This window comes from Haloechinothrix alba, from assembly GCF_900188115.1.
GTDB lineage: Bacteria > Actinomycetota > Actinomycetes > Mycobacteriales > Pseudonocardiaceae > Haloechinothrix > Haloechinothrix alba.
The window spans coordinates 119,401-135,807 of record NZ_FZNW01000014.1 but is presented as its reverse complement, the minus strand read 5'-3'; the positions used below and the strand labels follow the sequence as shown (position 1 = coordinate 135,807).

The 16,407-nt window shown below is 69.5% G+C and carries 11 protein-coding genes; 7 read left to right on the top strand and 4 right to left on the bottom strand.

Going from position 1 to position 16,407, the window contains the following annotated elements; translation table 11 throughout:
• Positions 1–37 precede the first annotated feature (37 nt).
• Positions 38–1,957, bottom strand: coding sequence for an FUSC family protein (locus CHB84_RS14875; protein WP_176439977.1), 1,920 nt, complete (start codon positions 1,955–1,957; stop codon positions 38–40).
• A gap of 131 nt (positions 1,958–2,088) precedes the next feature.
• Here CHB84_RS14875 and CHB84_RS14870 point away from each other — a divergent pair, with 131 nt between their 5' ends.
• Positions 2,089–2,538 carry an SRPBCC family protein gene (locus tag CHB84_RS14870; RefSeq protein ID WP_089302209.1) on the top strand — a complete coding sequence of 150 codons (450 nt, stop codon included), beginning with the start codon at positions 2,089–2,091 and terminating at the stop codon, positions 2,536–2,538.
• Between the two features lie 10 nt (positions 2,539–2,548).
• Here CHB84_RS14870 and CHB84_RS14865 read toward each other — a convergent pair whose 3' ends face one another.
• Together CHB84_RS14865 and CHB84_RS14860 are read right to left on the bottom strand one after the other, a co-directional pair.
• The gene (locus tag CHB84_RS14865; RefSeq protein ID WP_089302208.1) at positions 2,549–3,172 is read right to left on the bottom strand and encodes a TetR/AcrR family transcriptional regulator; all 624 of its coding nucleotides are present in this window, start codon (positions 3,170–3,172) and stop codon (positions 2,549–2,551) included.
• Positions 3,173–3,200: 28 nt separating this feature from the next.
• The gene (locus CHB84_RS14860) at positions 3,201–4,061 is read right to left on the bottom strand and encodes an enoyl-CoA hydratase-related protein (RefSeq protein WP_089302207.1); all 861 of its coding nucleotides are present in this window, start codon (positions 4,059–4,061) and stop codon (positions 3,201–3,203) included.
• A gap of 162 nt (positions 4,062–4,223) precedes the next feature.
• On the opposite strand from CHB84_RS14860, the gene CHB84_RS14855 reads away from it, so the two are divergent.
• Entirely contained in the window at positions 4,224–6,602 is a 2,379-nt protein-coding gene (locus tag CHB84_RS14855) for a Tex family protein (RefSeq protein ID WP_089302206.1), read from the top strand.
• A 15-nt stretch (positions 6,603–6,617) separates the two neighbouring features.
• Here the strand turns inward: CHB84_RS14855 and CHB84_RS14850 are convergent, their stop codons facing one another.
• A complete protein-coding gene (locus CHB84_RS14850; protein WP_089302205.1) occupies positions 6,618–7,910 on the bottom strand; it encodes an acyltransferase family protein in 1,293 nt (430 codons plus the stop codon).
• Positions 7,911–8,546: 636 nt separating this feature from the next.
• On the opposite strand from CHB84_RS14850, the gene CHB84_RS14845 reads away from it, so the two are divergent.
• The 5 genes from CHB84_RS14845 to CHB84_RS14830 are packed head-to-tail and all read left to right on the top strand — an operon-like array spanning position 8,547 to position 16,373.
• The gene (locus CHB84_RS14845; RefSeq protein WP_089302204.1) at positions 8,547–9,761 is read left to right on the top strand and encodes a hypothetical protein; all 1,215 of its coding nucleotides are present in this window, start codon (positions 8,547–8,549) and stop codon (positions 9,759–9,761) included.
• A complete protein-coding gene (locus CHB84_RS14840) occupies positions 9,754–13,560 on the top strand; it encodes an FkbM family methyltransferase (RefSeq protein WP_089302203.1) in 3,807 nt (1,268 codons plus the stop codon). The genes CHB84_RS14845 and CHB84_RS14840 overlap by 8 nt, the downstream gene beginning before the upstream one ends.
• The gene (locus CHB84_RS14835; RefSeq protein WP_089302202.1) at positions 13,542–14,222 is read left to right on the top strand and encodes a hypothetical protein; all 681 of its coding nucleotides are present in this window, start codon (positions 13,542–13,544) and stop codon (positions 14,220–14,222) included. Before CHB84_RS14840 ends, CHB84_RS14835 begins: the two co-directional genes overlap by 19 nt.
• Positions 14,212–15,276 (top strand): hypothetical protein, encoded by a 1,065-nt coding sequence (locus tag CHB84_RS22970; protein ID WP_176439976.1) that lies wholly within the window; start codon positions 14,212–14,214, stop codon positions 15,274–15,276. The genes CHB84_RS14835 and CHB84_RS22970 overlap by 11 nt, the downstream gene beginning before the upstream one ends.
• Positions 15,273–16,373, top strand: coding sequence for an acyltransferase family protein (locus CHB84_RS14830; protein WP_176439975.1), 1,101 nt, complete (start codon positions 15,273–15,275; stop codon positions 16,371–16,373). Before CHB84_RS22970 ends, CHB84_RS14830 begins: the two co-directional genes overlap by 4 nt.
• Positions 16,374–16,407: the final 34 nt, after the last annotated feature.

The following is a 16,407-nucleotide window of genomic DNA, read 5'->3' as shown; positions in this document are numbered from 1 at the left end:
CCCGGGGACGGGCGCGAACCGCGCGGGATGCCCCTGCTCACGTGTGAGCGCCCCGCAACGTGTCCAGTACCGCGTCGACCTGCTGGTTCAGCGCGGCGAGCGCGGTGCCGTCCCGCGCCTCCGGCAACGGCGTCCGTTCCGGTTCCCGCCCCTGCCGTACAGCGGCGGCGAGCTCGGCGATCGCCGCGGTCAACCGGCCGATCTCGACCTCGGTCGGGCGCGCGCCGCCGTGGTCGGCGCTGACACACACCTCGGTCACGGCGTCGCTCACCCGCTCGAGCCCCACGGTCACCGACCACAGCTCGATCGCCCTGCGACCGGCCGGGGACGGTTCCACAAGGACGTGTGCGAGCGCCGCGCGGAGGTTCGCCAGCGCCCGGTAGGCCCGCCGCCTCGCGCGCCTGCGCTCCACCCGGTCGGCGTCCGGCCCCACGTTGCGCAGGCCGATGTCGACATAACGGCACACCGCATCGATCGCGTCGGCGGCCGCGGGCCCGGGGTGCCGGTGCCGCGCCCCCGGCCACAGCCAGTACCCGAACACCAGTACCACCGCGCAGCCGAGCAAGGTGTGCGTCAGCCGCTCGACGAGCAGTGAGGGCTCACCCAGGTTCTGCACGTCCATCTGGATGATGATCAGCGGCGTGATGCACGCGCTGAGGATGCCGTAGTTGAACGCCTTGCCGATGGCCACGCCCGCGGCGAACATCGCCGCCAGCGCCGCGAGCACCCAGCCGTGCGGGTAGGCGAGCAGCACGAGCGCGCCGAGGCCGACGCCGCCGACCGTGCCGATCCCGCGCAGCACCGCCCGCCCGAACACCGACCCCAGTTCCGGCTTGAGCACCAGCGCGACGGTCAGTGGGATCCAGTGCGCATGCCCGAGCGGCATGACGAGGCTCAGTGCTTCGGCGATGGCCATGCACAGCGCCAGCCGCGCTACGCCGAGCCACGTGGCCCTGTCGGCGGTGAGACCGGCCAGCTGCTCGCGCAGCCACACGCGCGGCGAGGCGGGCGGGCGGGGTGCGCGCTCGTCACCGTGCCCCAGCCGCGCCAGGCCCGCGTACAGCGCGCCGTCCGCGACCGAGGAGCTCGGGCCCTCCTCGACGGGAGGGCGCTCGGGCAGCCGGGTGCCGCCGAGTACCGCTGCCGCGACGTGCATCAGATGATCGATCACCGGGCGAGGCGCGCGCCGGCCCGAGTTGACCATCGCCACCGCGGCCTCCACCAGCGGCGTCGCCTCGGACAGCAGCGTCAGCAGCCTGCGGTAGGCCGCGTCCCTTCGCGGTAGCCGGGCCCTCGCGGACAGCAGCTGGTCGTACGCGCTGTTCATGGCGATCGTGAGCTGGTGCCGCGCCGCCCGTGCCGTGTCCGCGTCCCGCACGGACAGCAACACGGACAGCTCCACGAACACCTGCGCGACCGCAGCCCGTTCCGGGCTGGTTCCGCGCACCGCCCAACCCGCCAGCCCGACCACCAGGCTCCAGGCGATGCCCACCAGGAAGGAGCCGAGTATCGCCGGTATCCCCACTCCCACCAGGTACTGCCCCGCGCCGAGCACCGTGAACACGAGCATCATCAGACCCGCGATGGACACGGTGTCGCCGACCGAGCTGACCAGCACCGACAGCATGGCCACCAGCACGACCACCCCCGCGGAGACCAGCGGGGCGTCCTTGGTCAGCAGCCCGACAGCGAAACCGAACGTGGCCGCGAGCGACGACGATCCGAGCCGGAACGCGCGCTGCCGGTACGAGCCGCCCCGGTCGGCGAGCACGGCCGGTAGCGCGCCCACCGAGACGAGCACCCCGTACTCGGGCCGCTCCGCCGGGAACGCGACGGCCAGCGGAACGGCGAGCGCCAGCACCGCCCGTAACGCGCGGCCCCACGGCACAGGAACCGAGCTCCCACGGAGCAACTGCACCAGCCACAGCGGGGCGGCTGGGTCGCGTGGGGTGGGCACCATGCCATCCTCACACGGCAGTCGCGCACCTCGGCAGCACGCTGGGACCCGGCTGCCGGCGACCCCGGCGCGCGTACACCGTAGGCTGGCCGGTGAGAAGCACGGCACGATTCGAGCACGGGAGGATCCCGATGGCTGGGCGAACATTCACCTACGAGGTGCAGCGGACGAGCGGTGCCGATCCCGCCACCCTGTTCGACCTGCTCAGCGACGGTTCCCGGTGGTCGGAGTGGGCCAAGCCGATCGTCCCGACGTCATCGTTGATCACCAAGGGCGACCCGGAGCCCGGCGGAGTCGGCGCCATCCGCAAGGTCGGGCTGGGGCCGCTCGGCCTGCGGGAGCAGACCGTCGCGCACGAGCAGGACAAGCTGCACGGGTACGTGCTCCTCACCCCGTCCCCGATGCGCGACTACCGCGGTGACGTACAGCTGTCCCCGCGCGCCGACGGTGGAACCGACATCACGTGGAGCGGCAGCTTCACCGAACGCCTGCCGGGTACCGGTGCGCTGACGGCACGCCTGCTACGCGCGATGATCGCGAGCCTGGCAGGCAAGCTGGCTCGCGCGGCCGAACGGCTGTAGGGCCGCGCGGTCAGCCCAGCTGACGCAGACGCGGGAAGATCTCCCGTGTCAGGTGGATGAGCTGCTGGCTGAGCAGGAAGTGTACCTGCTCCCTGCTCAACGTGCCCTTGCTGATCCACTCCCTGCCCGCCGCCTTGACCATCCCGCCGAAGGCACGGATCAGCGCGCGTAGCTCCGCGCCGTGCGAAGCCACGTCGTCCAGCCCGACCACCTGCACCACGTACTCCGCCGCGCGCTCGTCGGCCTCGGCCAGGATGCGCTCGACCTCGGGGTCGTCCCCGACCCCTTCCGCGCCGATCACGGCGATCCATGTCTTGCCGTGCACGCCGATCGCCCCGAGCAGCCAGTCCACGGCCGCGTCGACCTGCTCCTCCAACGAGCCCGCAGGCAGCTTCGGCACGTGCTCATCGGAGACGATCACCATCCGGCGCACCACCTCCAGGTAGAGGCCGCGCTTGGAGCCGAAGTAGTGGTTGATCAACCCGCGCGCCACGCCTGCTTCACGGGCGACGTCACTGGTGGACACCGCCGCGTACGGTCGCTCCCCGAATTGGCGGATAGCGCACTCGAGGATCTGCTCGCGCCGCTCGTCCGGCTCGAGCCGCCGCCACCGTGGGACCGTCTCGGTACTCATGAGGTGCCATTTTGCCGCATCGTCGACCTCAGGGCTTCTCGCGCCAGGGCAGCCACGCCGGGATGTCCTTGTCCACGGTCCCGCTGAACTCGGGGGCCCTCCGCTGCAAGAACGCCATGATCCCCTCCACGGCGTCCGGGTCACTAGCGCACTCGGCAATCAGCCGGGAGTCGACCTCGTGCACCGGGTCAGGGGAGTCCAGCGGGCTCATCCGGTACAGCATCTGCCTGATCACGGCGACCGATACCGGGGCCGTGTTGTCCGCGAGGTCACGTGCCAGCTCGTAGGCCTTGTCGAGCACGTCCTCCGGTTCGTGCAGCTGGTGCACCAGCCCCGCGCGGGCGGCCTCCTCCGCGCCGAACACCCGGCCCGAGACCATCCAGTCGAGCGCGGTGCCGAGCCCGACGAGCCGGGGCAGGAACCAGGTCGATGCGCCTTCCGGGTAGATACCCCTGCGGGAGAACACGAAGCCGAACCGCGCGTCCGTCGCGGCCAGGCGATAGTCGGCGGGCAGGATGATCGTCGAGCCCGCTCCGACCGCCGCACCCCGGATGGCGGCGATGACCGGCTTGTTGCTCGCGAAGATCCGTCTCGAGCAGCGCCCTGCCGGTTCCTGCCAGGACTGCTCACCACCCGCTTCACCGCCGCCGCCGGTGTCATCGCCGGCGACCTCGAGCGAGCCCGCGGACAGGTCGGCACCGACACAGAAGTCGGTACCTTCCCCGGTGAACACGACGACACGCACGTCAGGGTCGGAGTCGGCACGGCTGAAGGCGTCCTCCAGCTCGTCGGACATCGTGATCGTGTACCCGTTGCGTGCCTGTGGACGGTTCAGCGCGATGGTGGCGATCCGGTCCGCGACGGAGTACGCGACTTCGGTGTAGCTCATGACACACACCATGCCGACCTATTGTCACTAAGTCAATTGCATCCGGCCTGCCAATCGCCGGGCCAGGTGACAGGGCGGTGCGGGTCTCGGCGAGAATACCGTTCCCGGCCGCGAACGCGCGCCTGTGCAAGCCGGACCGCGAGAAGGACTGCGAGAGGATCGATGACGACCGTGGGCACACCGTCGATACACCAGCGGATCGCCGAGGAACTGGGGGTGGCCGAGCGCCAGGTCGCCGCGGCGGCCGGGTTGCTCGACGACGGGGCGACCGTCCCGTTCGTCGCCCGCTACCGCAAAGAGGTCACCGGGTCGCTGGATGACACCCAGCTGCGCACCCTCGACGAGCGGCTGCGTTACCTGCGTGAGCTGGAAGACCGGCGAACGACGATCCTCGACTCCATCCGTGAGCAGGGCAAGCTCGACGACGAGCTGGAAGCGCGCATCCGCGCGGCCGAGACCAAGGCTCGGCTCGAGGACATCTACCTGCCGTACAAGCCCAAGCGCCGCACGAAGGGGCAGATCGCACGGGAAGCGGGCCTGGAACCCCTCGCCGACACCCTGCTCGGTGACCCGAGCCACGACCCCGAGGGCACCGCGCAGGACTACGTGGACGCCGAGGCGGGTGTCGCCGACACCAAGGCCGCGCTCGACGGCGCGCGGGCGATCCTGGTCGAGCGCTTCGCCGAGGACGCCGACCTGATCGGCGAGCTGCGCGAGCGCATGTGGGCGAACGGTTACCTGGTCTCGCGGGTGCGCGAGGGCAAGCAGGAGTCCGGCGCGAAGTTCGCCGACTACTTCGAGTACTCCGAGGCCTTCACCAAGCTTCCGTCACACCGGACCCTCGCGCTGCTGCGCGGGGAGAAGGAGGACGTTCTCGATCTCACCATGGCGCCACAGGCGCCCGGCGAACAACCGGACGGCCCGAGTGACTACGAGCTGCGCATCGCCGCCCACGCGGGCATCGACGACCGCGGGCGGCCCGCCGACCGGTGGTTGACCGAGACGGTGCGCTGGGCGTGGCGCACCAAGATCCTGCTGCACCTCGGTATCGACCTGCGCGCGCGGCTGCGGCAGGCTGCCGAGGAGGAGGCCGTGCGGGTCTTCGCGGGCAACCTGCGTGACCTGCTGCTCGCCGCACCCGCCGGCACCCGCGCCACCATCGGCCTCGACCCCGGGTACCGCACCGGCGTGAAAGTCGCGGTGATCGACCCGACGGGCAAGGTCGTCGACACCGACACGATCTACCCGCACCAGCCGCAGAACAACTGGGACGAGGCGATCGCCACGCTGGAACGCCTGGCACGGGCACACGAGGTGGAGCTGGTCGCCATCGGCAACGGCACCGCCTCCCGCGAGACCGATCGCCTGGCCGCTGACCTGATCAAGCGCCACCCCGAGCGCGGGCTCACGAAGGCGATGGTCTCCGAGGCAGGGGCTTCGGTGTACTCGGCATCAGCGATCGCCGCCGCCGAGCTCGGTGAGCTGGACGTCTCGCTGCGCGGAGCGGCATCCATCGCGCGCAGGCTGCAGGACCCCCTCGCCGAGCTGGTCAAGATCGAACCGAAGTCCATCGGCGTCGGCCAGTACCAGCACGACCTGCCGGAGTCGTCGCTGTCGCGGTCGCTGGACGCCGTGGTGGAGGACTGCGTGAACGCGGTGGGAGTCGACCTCAACACCGCTTCGGCCCCGCTGCTGGCCCGCGTCTCGGGAATCGGGTCCTCGCTGGCCGAGAACATCGTCGAGCACCGCAACCAGCAAGGGCGGTTCCGCTCCCGGAAGGAGCTGACCGACGTTCCCCGCCTCGGGCCGAAGGCCTTCGAGCAGTGCGCGGGCTTCCTGCGCATCTCCGGCGGCGACGACCCGCTGGACGCGTCGAGCGTGCACCCCGAGGCCTACCCGGTCGTCCACCGCATCCTGGACGCCGTCGGCGTCGGTATCCAGGAGCTGATCGGGGACGAGTCCACAGTGAACTCCCTGGACCCGAACCGGTTCGTCGACGAGCGGTTCGGACTGCCAACCGTCACCGACATCCTGGCCGAGCTGAACAAGCCGGGACGTGACCCCCGGCCCGCGTTCACCACTGCCCGGTTCGCCGAGGGGATCGAGAAGATCTCCGACCTCGAGCCGGGCATGGTCCTGGAGGGTGCCGTCACCAACGTCGCCAAGTTCGGTGCTTTCGTCGACGTCGGCGTGCACCAGGACGGGCTGGTACACATCTCGGCGATGTCCACCGAGTTCGTCTCCGACCCACGCGATGTCGTCAAGTCCGGCGATGTCGTCCGGGTCAAGGTGACCGAGGTGGATACCACGCGCAACCGCATCTCGCTGACCATGCGACTCGACGACGAGGCAGGCGGCAAGCCCGCACCCCGAGGCGGCGGCAAGCAGGGCGGCAAGCAGAGCGGCGGCAAGCAGGGCGGCGGTAAGCAGGGCGGTTCCGGGAAGAACGGGCAGCGGGGCAAGCAACGCGGGGGCGGCCGGCGCGACGACACGCCCAAGGGAAGCATGGCCGACGCCCTGCGCCAGGCGGGGTTCGGGTAGGGCGACGAGCCGCGGTCACCCGCGCGTCGGGTCCACCTCGTGACCGCGGTGCGCCGCCTCCGGCGACTCCGATGTCCCGGGTGACTCCGGCTGGGTCGCGCTCGCCGACGCACCCGGCAAGGACTCCGCGGCTACCGTGGGTTCCGGTGACCGCGCCGGCTCCACCTCGCCTGCCGAATGCCGACCGGTCACACGGTTGCGGTCACCACAGACTCGCCGGTCGCCGTACGTCGGCCTGCCGGACAGCCTGCGCCCCAGGTTGTGGCTGGGTTGCTCGACAAGCCTGTGCGAGACCTCGACAGCGGCGAACGTCACCAGCACGCCCACCAGAAAGACCAGCCACACCGGCATGGCCCCGTGCAGGGTGTGCATCACCGATATCGCGACGACTCCGTGAATCAGGTACAGCGAGTAGACGCGCTCGGACCCTTCGGCCCAGAACCGGCGTTGCCGCAGGTGCCTCTCGAACCCGAGCCCGACCAGGAACGCCAGAACAGCGATGGCGACCGGCTCGGTACGGAGGCCGTAGTTCATGTGCATCGTCCCGACAGGGTCCGCCCATACGTACAGGACCCACGACACGCCCAGATACGCGAGCGCGCCCCAGGCCGGGATCTTCCGGGTCCACCCGGCCCAGATGATCTGTCCCATGATCGGCACAAGCACGTAGGCCATCTGCGAGGCGAAGTACACGTAGCCTTCCCCGAGCTGGTTGTGCAGCAGGACGGCAATGAACACCAGCTCGAGCTGCACCGCGATCGCCAGCCAGAGCCACCGCCGCAGTACGGGAAGCACGAGCACGAGAGTCGCGTAGAAGAGGATCTCGATCGCGAGCGACCAGGCGACGGCGACCAGCGGCTCGTACGGTGCTGTCGAGAAGTTGACGAGCGCGATATTGCTGAGAACCGTTCCCACGGTGACGTCGGGTACCGAGCCCGTCAGCATGACGCGGATGCCGACCGCGGTCAGTGCTGCACTCAGCAGGACCGTGACGACGATGAGCGGGTAGAGGCGGAAGAAGCGATTCAACACGAACCGCGGCGCACCCATCTTCAGCACGATCGGAGTAACCACGAACCCGCTGGCCAGGAAGAAAAACCCCAGGCCCGCCGCGGCGAAGTCGTACTCCTCGAAGCCGAACGGCTCCGCGAACGTGCTTTGCAAGGCCCGATCGAGCAGCGTCGAACCGTACACCTCGCGAACGTAGAAGCCGTCGACATGCACGTAGAAGATCAGCAACGCCGCGATCGTCCGGCCGATGTCGATGAACGCGATGCGTCCCCTGGCGTCAGGTAACCGCCCACTCATACCCGATCTCCCCCACGGGTCATCGTGCCGTTCACGCCGTGCCCTCCCTCGCCACGTGACCGCAGGCACCGCAACGAACCCGGCACGCTCGTCGCCGGCGGCGGAGAGTCGTCGCGAACCCTCGAATCCAGATCGGCGATGATACCGGCGGGCGGAGGGACGGCTCGCGCGGCACCCGGCGACCGTCCGGGACGGCAGCGCCGTGGTGCGTGACAGCCACCCCGGCAGGTAGTACCGGCCCGACCGGCACGGCGACCGTTACGGCCACGTTATCGCCGTGCTCCGGCTCCCCATGCAGACTGGGGCTTTCCGCCGGGGCTTATCGCTGGAGCTTCCCGCAGGTATGCCCCGAGGGACGCACCGAAGGTCGCCCATGTCGAGTACGCCGATAACATACGCGAAAGTCCTATGCCGCGCAGGAGGGTCGATACCCGACGTGCTACGAGCTGGTACTCCGCGACACGACCGGGGAGCGTACGGTGCACAATGTGCTGGGCCCGCTCATGACGCCGTGCGTGGGGGCCGAATGCATGATCCCCTGCGAAGCCGCGCCATGAGCAATGGCGAGAGCTCGCGCCGTGACGCCGGAGCGGAGCTTCGCTGCGGACAACGTATCCCGAAGGGGGGTGCCAGGGCGTGACCTGGCAGGAGGAGCTGCGCAAACTCGACGAGGACTACTCGTCGGGCAAACTCTCGGCCGACGACTACACCAAACGGCGCGAACAGGTCCTGTACTCCGCGGTCACACGCGGCACCGGGGAGCAGCAGACCGCGCAGTCCCCGGAAGAGGAGCACGCGAGCGGTGGGCAGCAGGCCGGGACCAACCCGTCCGGCACCGACCAGGCTCAGGCAGGCACCGGCACGCCGTCCGACGCCACCCAGGTGTTCCAGGCGCCGTCGTCGTCCCCGCAAGGCACACCCCAGCAACAGGGTCAGACCCGGCAGCCGGACCAGGAATCCTCGCAGGAGGCAACCCGGGCGGTACCGCCGCCGGACAGCGGTGCCGAGCGCACCCAGTTCGTCTCGCAGGGGCACCTGCAGCAACCGCCCGGTGGTTTCGCCCAGCAGCAGTACGCACCCCAGCAGCCGCCCTGGAACGCGCCGGACGACGACTCCAGCCCGCCGTGGGGTGGCTCGGAGTTCCCGCCCGTGGCGCCCTCGTCGGAAGCCGACTGGGTCCGGCAAGGACCCGAGCTGTTCCAGGGCTCGGGCAAAGGCAACGGTAAGGGTCGCACCGGCACGGTCCTCGCCGGCGCACTTGCGCTGCTCGTGCTCGCAGGCATCGGGCTCGGCGCGTTCTTCCTCCTCGGTAACGGCGGCGACGAGGACGGTCCGACAGGAACCGCCAACCCGGAACCGCCTGACGAGGAGCCGCCTGCCGAACCGGAGAAGCTCGCCCTGCCCGAGCTGGCCGGCTCCGCGGAGGATCACTCCCATATCGAAGGATTCGACGACCTCCCCGAGCTGAACTACCTGCTCGACGACGAGCTCGAAGTCTACGAGGAAGCGGGCGCGCGCGACGTCCGGTTCAACGTCCAGCACCTTCCGAGCGACAGTACGGCGATCATGCTGCTCGTGGAGTCGTCCGGCGAGGAGGACGCGGCCGAAGCGGCCGAGGGCCTGCGCGAGATCCAGCTCGGCAACGGCGCCGAGGAGGTGGACGACCAGCCGGAAGGCATCCTGGCCACCGAGTACGGAGACGACGACAAGAACCAGATCCGTGCCCACTATGCCAGTGAGGACGTCATCGTCCGGCTGGAGATCGTGACCTCGGAAGGCGCGTCCACCGCACGCGACGACTACGAGGACGCGCTGGACGCGGCCCTGGAAGCCATGCCCGCCGATGCCTGAACCACCGGACCACTCGCCCCGGGTCACGGCATGCACCGTGGTGGCCCGGAACTACCTTCCCGCGGCCCGGGTTCTCGCGCGCTCCTACCTGGCTCACCATCCCGGACACGAGTTCGTCATCGCCGTCATCGACCGGTTCGCGCCCCACGACCCGGCCGCCGGCGAGCGCAGCGAGGACGGCTACCGGGTAGTCGGGCCGGGAGCCCTGGGCATCGACGAGCAGGACTACCTGAGGATGGCCACGGCCTACTCGGTGACCGAGCTCGCCACGGCAGTGAAGCCGTTCTTCCTCCGCGAGCTGCGCGGCGCGTGCCGCGCGACCGATGTGGTGATCTACCTCGACCCTGACATCGAGGTGTACGCGCCGATGCCGGAGGTCGCCGGGCTCGCCACCGAGCACCAGCTGGTGCTCACGCCGCACTTCATCAACCCGCTTCCCAGGGACGGTAAGGAACCGGACGAGACCGTCATCATGGGTACGGGCGTGTTCAACCTCGGCTTCATCGCGACCGGAAAGGGATCGGAGGAATTCCTCGACTTCTGGGCCGAGCGGCTGCGGCACGACGCCATCGTCGCTCCCGAGCGCCAGCTGTTCACCGACCAGCGTTGGGTGGACCAGGTACCCGCCCTGTTCCCGCACACCGTGCTTCGCGACCCCGGATTCAACGTCGCGTACTGGAACCTGCACGAACGGCCGCTGACGCGTTCCCGGGAGGGCATCATCACAGCGGGCGGAAGCCCGCTGCGGTTCTTCCACTTCAGCGGGTACCGGCCGGAACGACCGTGGCAACTGTCCGCCCACTGCGCGCGCAGGCCACGGGTCCTGCTCTCCGAACACCCGCTGGTGCGGAAACTGTGCGACGGTTACGCCCGGGCGCTGCGCCTGGCCGGGTACGCGGCGAACGGCGAAGCCGTCCCGTACGGCTTCGCGGAGTTCGCCGACGGTACTGCGATCACCCCTGAAGTACGCAGGCTCTTCCGCGCGGGTTGGATAGCGGCGGAACGCACCGGTGACAAGCCCCCACCGCACGCCTTCGACAACGACTCCGGCTCCGCGCTACGTCACTGGCTGACCTCACCGGAGGACAACGCGCAAGCCGCCGCCGGTATACACCGGCTCGCGCTGTCCGTCTGGCGGTCCCGAACGGATCTCCAGCTGGCGTTCCCGCATCCGAGCGGGCAGGATGCGGAGGCGTTCCGTTCCTGGTGCGCCACGTCCGGGGTCGCCGAGAACGAGCTACCCGAGTGGGCAACACCCGGTGAACCGCGAGACCTCGCCGCGCCGGAGGACACGTTCGGGGTGAACATCGCCGGTTACCTTACGGCGGAGCTCGGCCTCGGCGAGATGGGCCGGATCGTGCACGACGCCATCACCGCTGCGGGTGTCGAGTCCGTCTCCGTCGTCGAGGAGCGCTCCCTGTCGAACCGGACGCAGGCAACGCACACCGGCACGGTCGACCACCCACGCTTCCCGGTCAGCCTGCTCGCGGTGAACGCGGACCAGACATCGGTGCTACTGAACAACCACCCCGAGCTCGAGCACGACCGCTACACCATCGGTCTCTGGGCATGGGAGCTCGAGGACTTCCCGGCCTGGCAACACTCCGCCTTCGAACGGGTCGACGAAGTCTGGACGATCAGCCGGTTCTGCGCGGACGCGATCGCGGCACACTCACCCGTACCGGTCAAGACGATTCCCGTCCCGGTACGCGACCCGGGCACACCGGCCAGGAAAGAGGGGGCGCCCGGGCAGCCGACCACATTCCTGTTCACGTTCGACTTCAACAGCGTCGGGGAGCGGAAGAACCCTTGGGGCGTAGTGTCGGCATTCACCGGCGCATTCGGTGACCGCGACGATGTTCGCCTGGTCATCAAGGCGATCAACGGGGACATCAACCCGCACAGCGCCGAACGGCTTCGCGTCCTGACCGCCGAGGACGACCGGATCGACCTGATCGAGCGCTACCTCAGCAGGGCCGAGCTGGACGAGCTGTACCGCGCCTGCGACTGCTATGTCTCGCTGCACCGCAGTGAAGGGTTCGGGCTCACGCTCGCCGAGTCGATGGCACACGGTCTGCCGGTGATCTCGACCGATTACTCGGGAACGTCCGAGTTCGTCGACGAGAGCTCGGGGTGGCTGGTCCCGTACCGCCTGGTGGCTGTCGGGGAGGGCAACTTTCCTTACCATGCCGATGCCCTCTGGGCCGAACCCGATATCGACGCCGCGGCAACGGCGATGCGCTCGGTCGCCGACGACCCCGCTACGGCACGGAAGAAGGGGCAGGTCGCCCGCGAGCACATCCTGCGTTCCCGCCCACCGGCTGCCGCTGCGGAGTGGCTGCGCACCGAGCTCGAGCGCGCGTACGAGACGTGGCGCGAGCGGAAGCGCGGCACGCTACCCACCGCGCCGTCCGACCCGATCCATCCGCTCCGTGCGGGCAAGGCAGCGCTGCACTGGCGGCCGGACACATCGGCCCCCTCCCGCACACCGCTGGCACCAGCCATGCGCAAGGCCGTCATCCGCGCGATCGATCACTACGATGTGCACCAGCGAACCGTGATGTCCGCACTCGCCGACGGCGTCGAGAACACCGCCACAGAGCTGCTGGCGAGGATCGAAGCCATCGAGGCCAGCCAGACTCGGACCGGCGACCTCACGGCCCTTGTCCGTGACGAGGTCGCCCGGGCGATGCGGCCGGCGCTGCAGCACTCCGAGCGCACCCGTGCGGAGCTGGGCTCGCTCCGTCGTGCCGTCGAGGAATGGCGCCCGCACACGGAACGAGCGCTCGCCGACCTCCGGTCGGGCCTCGCGGAACTGCGCTCCACACTGGACCGGCTTCCGCCGAGCCCGGCGATCTCCGGCCTCGCTGCCCGGCTGGAAGACCACGAGCGACTCACCCACCGGATGTTCCAGGAACGCGACAGCCGCGCGGACCGGGACGAACACGCGCTCGCGCGGGTCGAGCAGGATGTCGCCGCCGTACACGATGCCGCCAGATCGCTACACGCGCCCGTGCCGGACGATGCAGACGTCGTGTTGTGCGACGCCGGTGCGCTGCTGCTACCCCGAGACGAGGTGATGTGGGAATGGATCACCCATCACCGCAGTTGGGAAGTCCGTGAAGCCGAGCTGATGGCTCGGCTCATCCGTGAACGGCCCGGTGCCTTCCTGGACATCGGCGCGCATGTCGGATATCACACGCTCAAGCTCCTGCAGAGCTGCTCCGACGGGGTCGGCGTCGTCGCCGTCGAGGCAGACCGGGACAACTTCGCATTGCTCAGGCGCAACATCGCGGTCAACCTCCCCGAGACGGCAGCCGCACGGGTACAGGCGCTGCACCTCGCAGCATGGAACGCCGACGGGGAGGTCGAGCTGGTACGTGCGGCGGAAGCCAACAGTGGCGACCACCGGGTTCACCCTCTCAGCCAGGAGCCGGGCGGCCGGGAGCGGCCGCGCGTACCCGCCGCCCGACTCGACGGCATGGCTGATGTGGACGGCGCGACCGTCAGCCTGGTCAAGCTCGACCTGCAAGGCCGGGACCACCGCGCGATCGCCGGGCTGGCCGGCATCGTGCGCAGGGACCGTCCGAACATCGTGTGCGAGTTCAGCCCCGAAGAGATCGTCGAGCTCGGCGACGACCCGGCCACAGTGCTCACCGGGTACCGCGAGCTCGGGTACACACCGCTCGTGGTCAGCGACGCCGGGCCGGCTGCTGTCGACTCAAGCGACGAGGAGCTGATCCGAACAGCGCGGACATCGGCCACCGGATTCCACACCCTGTGGTTGAGACCGAGCTGATGCCGACGATGGGGGCGACGGTGCCGGTACCGGGGGACAGGCTCGGCAGGACGCGGACAGTGCTGACGCACGTTCTCGTGCTCGTCACGATCGTCGTGTTCGGGCTCGGTTCGTGGTGGGTCTCCGGGCGGCACTTGCCGCTCGCGGGCAGCGTCGGCACGCAGTCCTCAGGGGAGGCGGGACGCTACCCGTCCGACCCGCTCGCGGTTGCCGAGATCGGCGGCGCACAGGAGAACCTCGAACGCGTGCGAACCGTCGAGGACTTGCACGGGGTCGGCATGCTCACCGACGAGGAAGAGCGCGAGTACGTGCGCGCGAGTACCGAGCGGGTCAGGCTGCTCGTGGCGAATTTCGACCAGGGCAAGGCAACCATTCTGCTCGCGAGGACGCCGGACGCGGCACGCGCGGGCGAGGGCGCGCACGCCCTGGCAGAACTGCAGCGCGGCTACGGTTTCGACGTACCCGTCGACGCCGGGGCCGAGGTGACGGCAGGCGTGTTACCGGAGTCGGCCGATGCCCGGCCGGGCGGTCGCGCGCACTACGCCAGCGGGAACGCGCTCGTACGGGTGGGCTTTCGCGGTGATGACAGCGAGGCCACGCGGGAGAAGTTCATCGAGGTGTTGACGGCCCAGATGGAGGTGCTGCCACCCCATGCCCAGTGACACAGCAGCGCCTCGCTCCGGCACGGCCGTTTCCGGTTCGCCCACCACGATGCCGGGAATCCGGCTGACGCTGGCGCTCGGGATCGTGCTGGTCGGCTACAGCTATCTTGTCGCGCTCTGGCCGTCCCGGTACCAGGCGACGCCCCGGCCGGTCGTGCTGGCTCGTGAATGGCTGAACTTCCCGCTCGGCATCGGCGAGGACTTCGGCATGCTCGGCGTCGCGTTACTGCTGCTGTCGTTGGGCTACACGGCCGCCGACACGGTTTCGCGGCTCGGCACAGGACGCGCGTGTGCCACGCTACTCGTGCGCGGCTACCTTCCCTTCGCGCTCGTCGTGACGCTGAGTTGGCTGTTGCTCCTGGCGGGTGCGCGGCCGTTCACGGACGGCGCGCCGGGGGATCCCGCTATAAGCGCGTATCTGAGTAACCTGGCCCTGGTCGACGGCCTGGTCGCCGAGCAGACGCTGTTCGGGCTCAGCTGGGTCATCGTGGTCGGGGCCCTGTTCTGCCTGCTGGTTCTGGCCACGGCTGCGTTGTCGACCCGGGTGCCGCTGGCATCCGTCGCGGTCCAGCTCGCGGTGGTCGTCACTGCGGTCGTCTCAGGCTGGGCGGCCGGGGGCCGGGTCGCCGAGCTGGGGCTGCTGTCCGTCTACCTGTCGGTCCCGCTGCTCGGCGAGCTGATCTGGACCGTCCGTGAACGCGGCGTACCGGGATGGGCCGCCGCCCCTGCCGGCCTCGGCTGCCTCGCCGTCGTCATCGCAGGCGAGCGCATCTACCCGGAGCTTGCCGGCTGGCTGTACGCGCTGACCATCGTGTACGCGGTTCTGATCCTGCTGCTGTCCCTGGCAAGGGGATCCAGGCTGGGACGTTCCACGATCGTCGGCTGGGCAGCCGACCGCACATACCCGCTCTTCCTGCTGATCGGCGTGGTCGGGTACCCGATCCTGTTCGCCTTCGACGATGTCGCCTTCGCTGTGGCACTCCCGCTGGCGGTCGGGGGCACCGTGGTAACGGCCGAAGGACTGTTCCGGCTGATGACGGCGGTGCGAACATGAACGGTGCCGATCGCGGCCGTATGTACGGTCTGGACCTGCTGCGTGTCCTCGCGTCCCTCGTGGTGGTCTACACGCATTCCGCGAACTGGTTCGCCACCCGGGGCCACGACTGGTGGCTCTCGACAGGGGTGGACCGGTACGTCACCGCACCGCTGAACCTCAACCCTCGGCTGTCCTTCGTCGGAGTCGCCGCGTTCTTCCTGATCAGCGGACTCGTCATCACGCATGTCGCGGGCAGGGAGTCCGGTCCGCTGTTCCTCCGCCGCAGGGCGAGCCGGATCCTACCGCTCCTGTTCGCCACCACGTTCGCCGTATGGTGCTTGATCAACCTCGGCCTGTACGTTCCAGAGAGCGGGCAGGACAGCGTGAACCTCGCCGATCTGATCCTCGCCGCGACCCTGTTCGGTTTCTTCACCACACCCGAGGTCGTGCTGCTCGGTCTGGCGTGGACACTGCTGATCCAGGTGGTCTTCTATCTCTACATAGGAGTCACGGCCACGCTGCTTCGCACGCATCCATGGATGCCGTTCGCGATCGCAGCAGCCATCACGACCGCAGGGTTGTCCCTGGGGACCGGTTCGGAAGACGTCGCGGTCCACCGGCTCGGCCTGATCGCCGCGTACCTGCCGATACTGTGCATCGGGGCGCTGATCGCACTCGTTCACCAGGGCAAGGTGCATCCGGGGGCGGGAACCGCGCTCGGCGCGGTGCACTTCATGCTCTTCGTCTGGGCAGACCGAATCGGCGAACACCTGCACACCGGCGACGCGCACCCGAGACTGGTCGCGCTGATGATCACGATCGTCGTGCTCGTGCTCGGAGTCCGCGACCGGCTCAGCACCTCACCTGTGATCAAGGGCTGGGCACGGCGCACCTACGCGATCTACCTGCTCCACCCGCTGTGCCTGTACCCGGTGCTCGACCAGCTGGTTCCCGTGATCGGCACCGAAGCCGCGCTTGTCATCGCGTTGGTCGTGCTCGTGGCAGTCGTCGAAGCGGCGCACAGGTGGTTCGAGGTGCCCGTCGACCGGTGGGTGCGCGCACGGGAGAAGCCGCGCGCGCCCGACAGGGCAGGAGCCGGTTCCGGTCCCGGCTGACCGGCTGGTCCCGGCACGGCCGGCGACACGACTC

Coding starts and splice junctions, on each gene's coding strand:
- CHB84_RS14870 (WP_089302209.1), top strand. CDS start 2,089: ATGGCTGGGCGAACATTCACCTACGAGGTGCAGCGGACGAGCGGTGCC.
- CHB84_RS14865 (WP_089302208.1), bottom strand. CDS start 3,172: ATGAGTACCGAGACGGTCCCACGGTGGCGGCGGCTCGAGCCGGACGAG.
- CHB84_RS14860 (WP_089302207.1), bottom strand. CDS start 4,061: ATGAGCTACACCGAAGTCGCGTACTCCGTCGCGGACCGGATCGCCACC.
- CHB84_RS14855 (WP_089302206.1), top strand. CDS start 4,224: ATGACGACCGTGGGCACACCGTCGATACACCAGCGGATCGCCGAGGAA.
- CHB84_RS14850 (WP_089302205.1), bottom strand. CDS start 7,910: ATGAGTGGGCGGTTACCTGACGCCAGGGGACGCATCGCGTTCATCGAC.
- CHB84_RS14840 (WP_089302203.1), top strand. CDS start 9,754: ATGCCTGAACCACCGGACCACTCGCCCCGGGTCACGGCATGCACCGTG.
- CHB84_RS22970 (WP_176439976.1), top strand. CDS start 14,212: ATGCCCAGTGACACAGCAGCGCCTCGCTCCGGCACGGCCGTTTCCGGT.
- CHB84_RS14830 (WP_176439975.1), top strand. CDS start 15,273: ATGAACGGTGCCGATCGCGGCCGTATGTACGGTCTGGACCTGCTGCGT.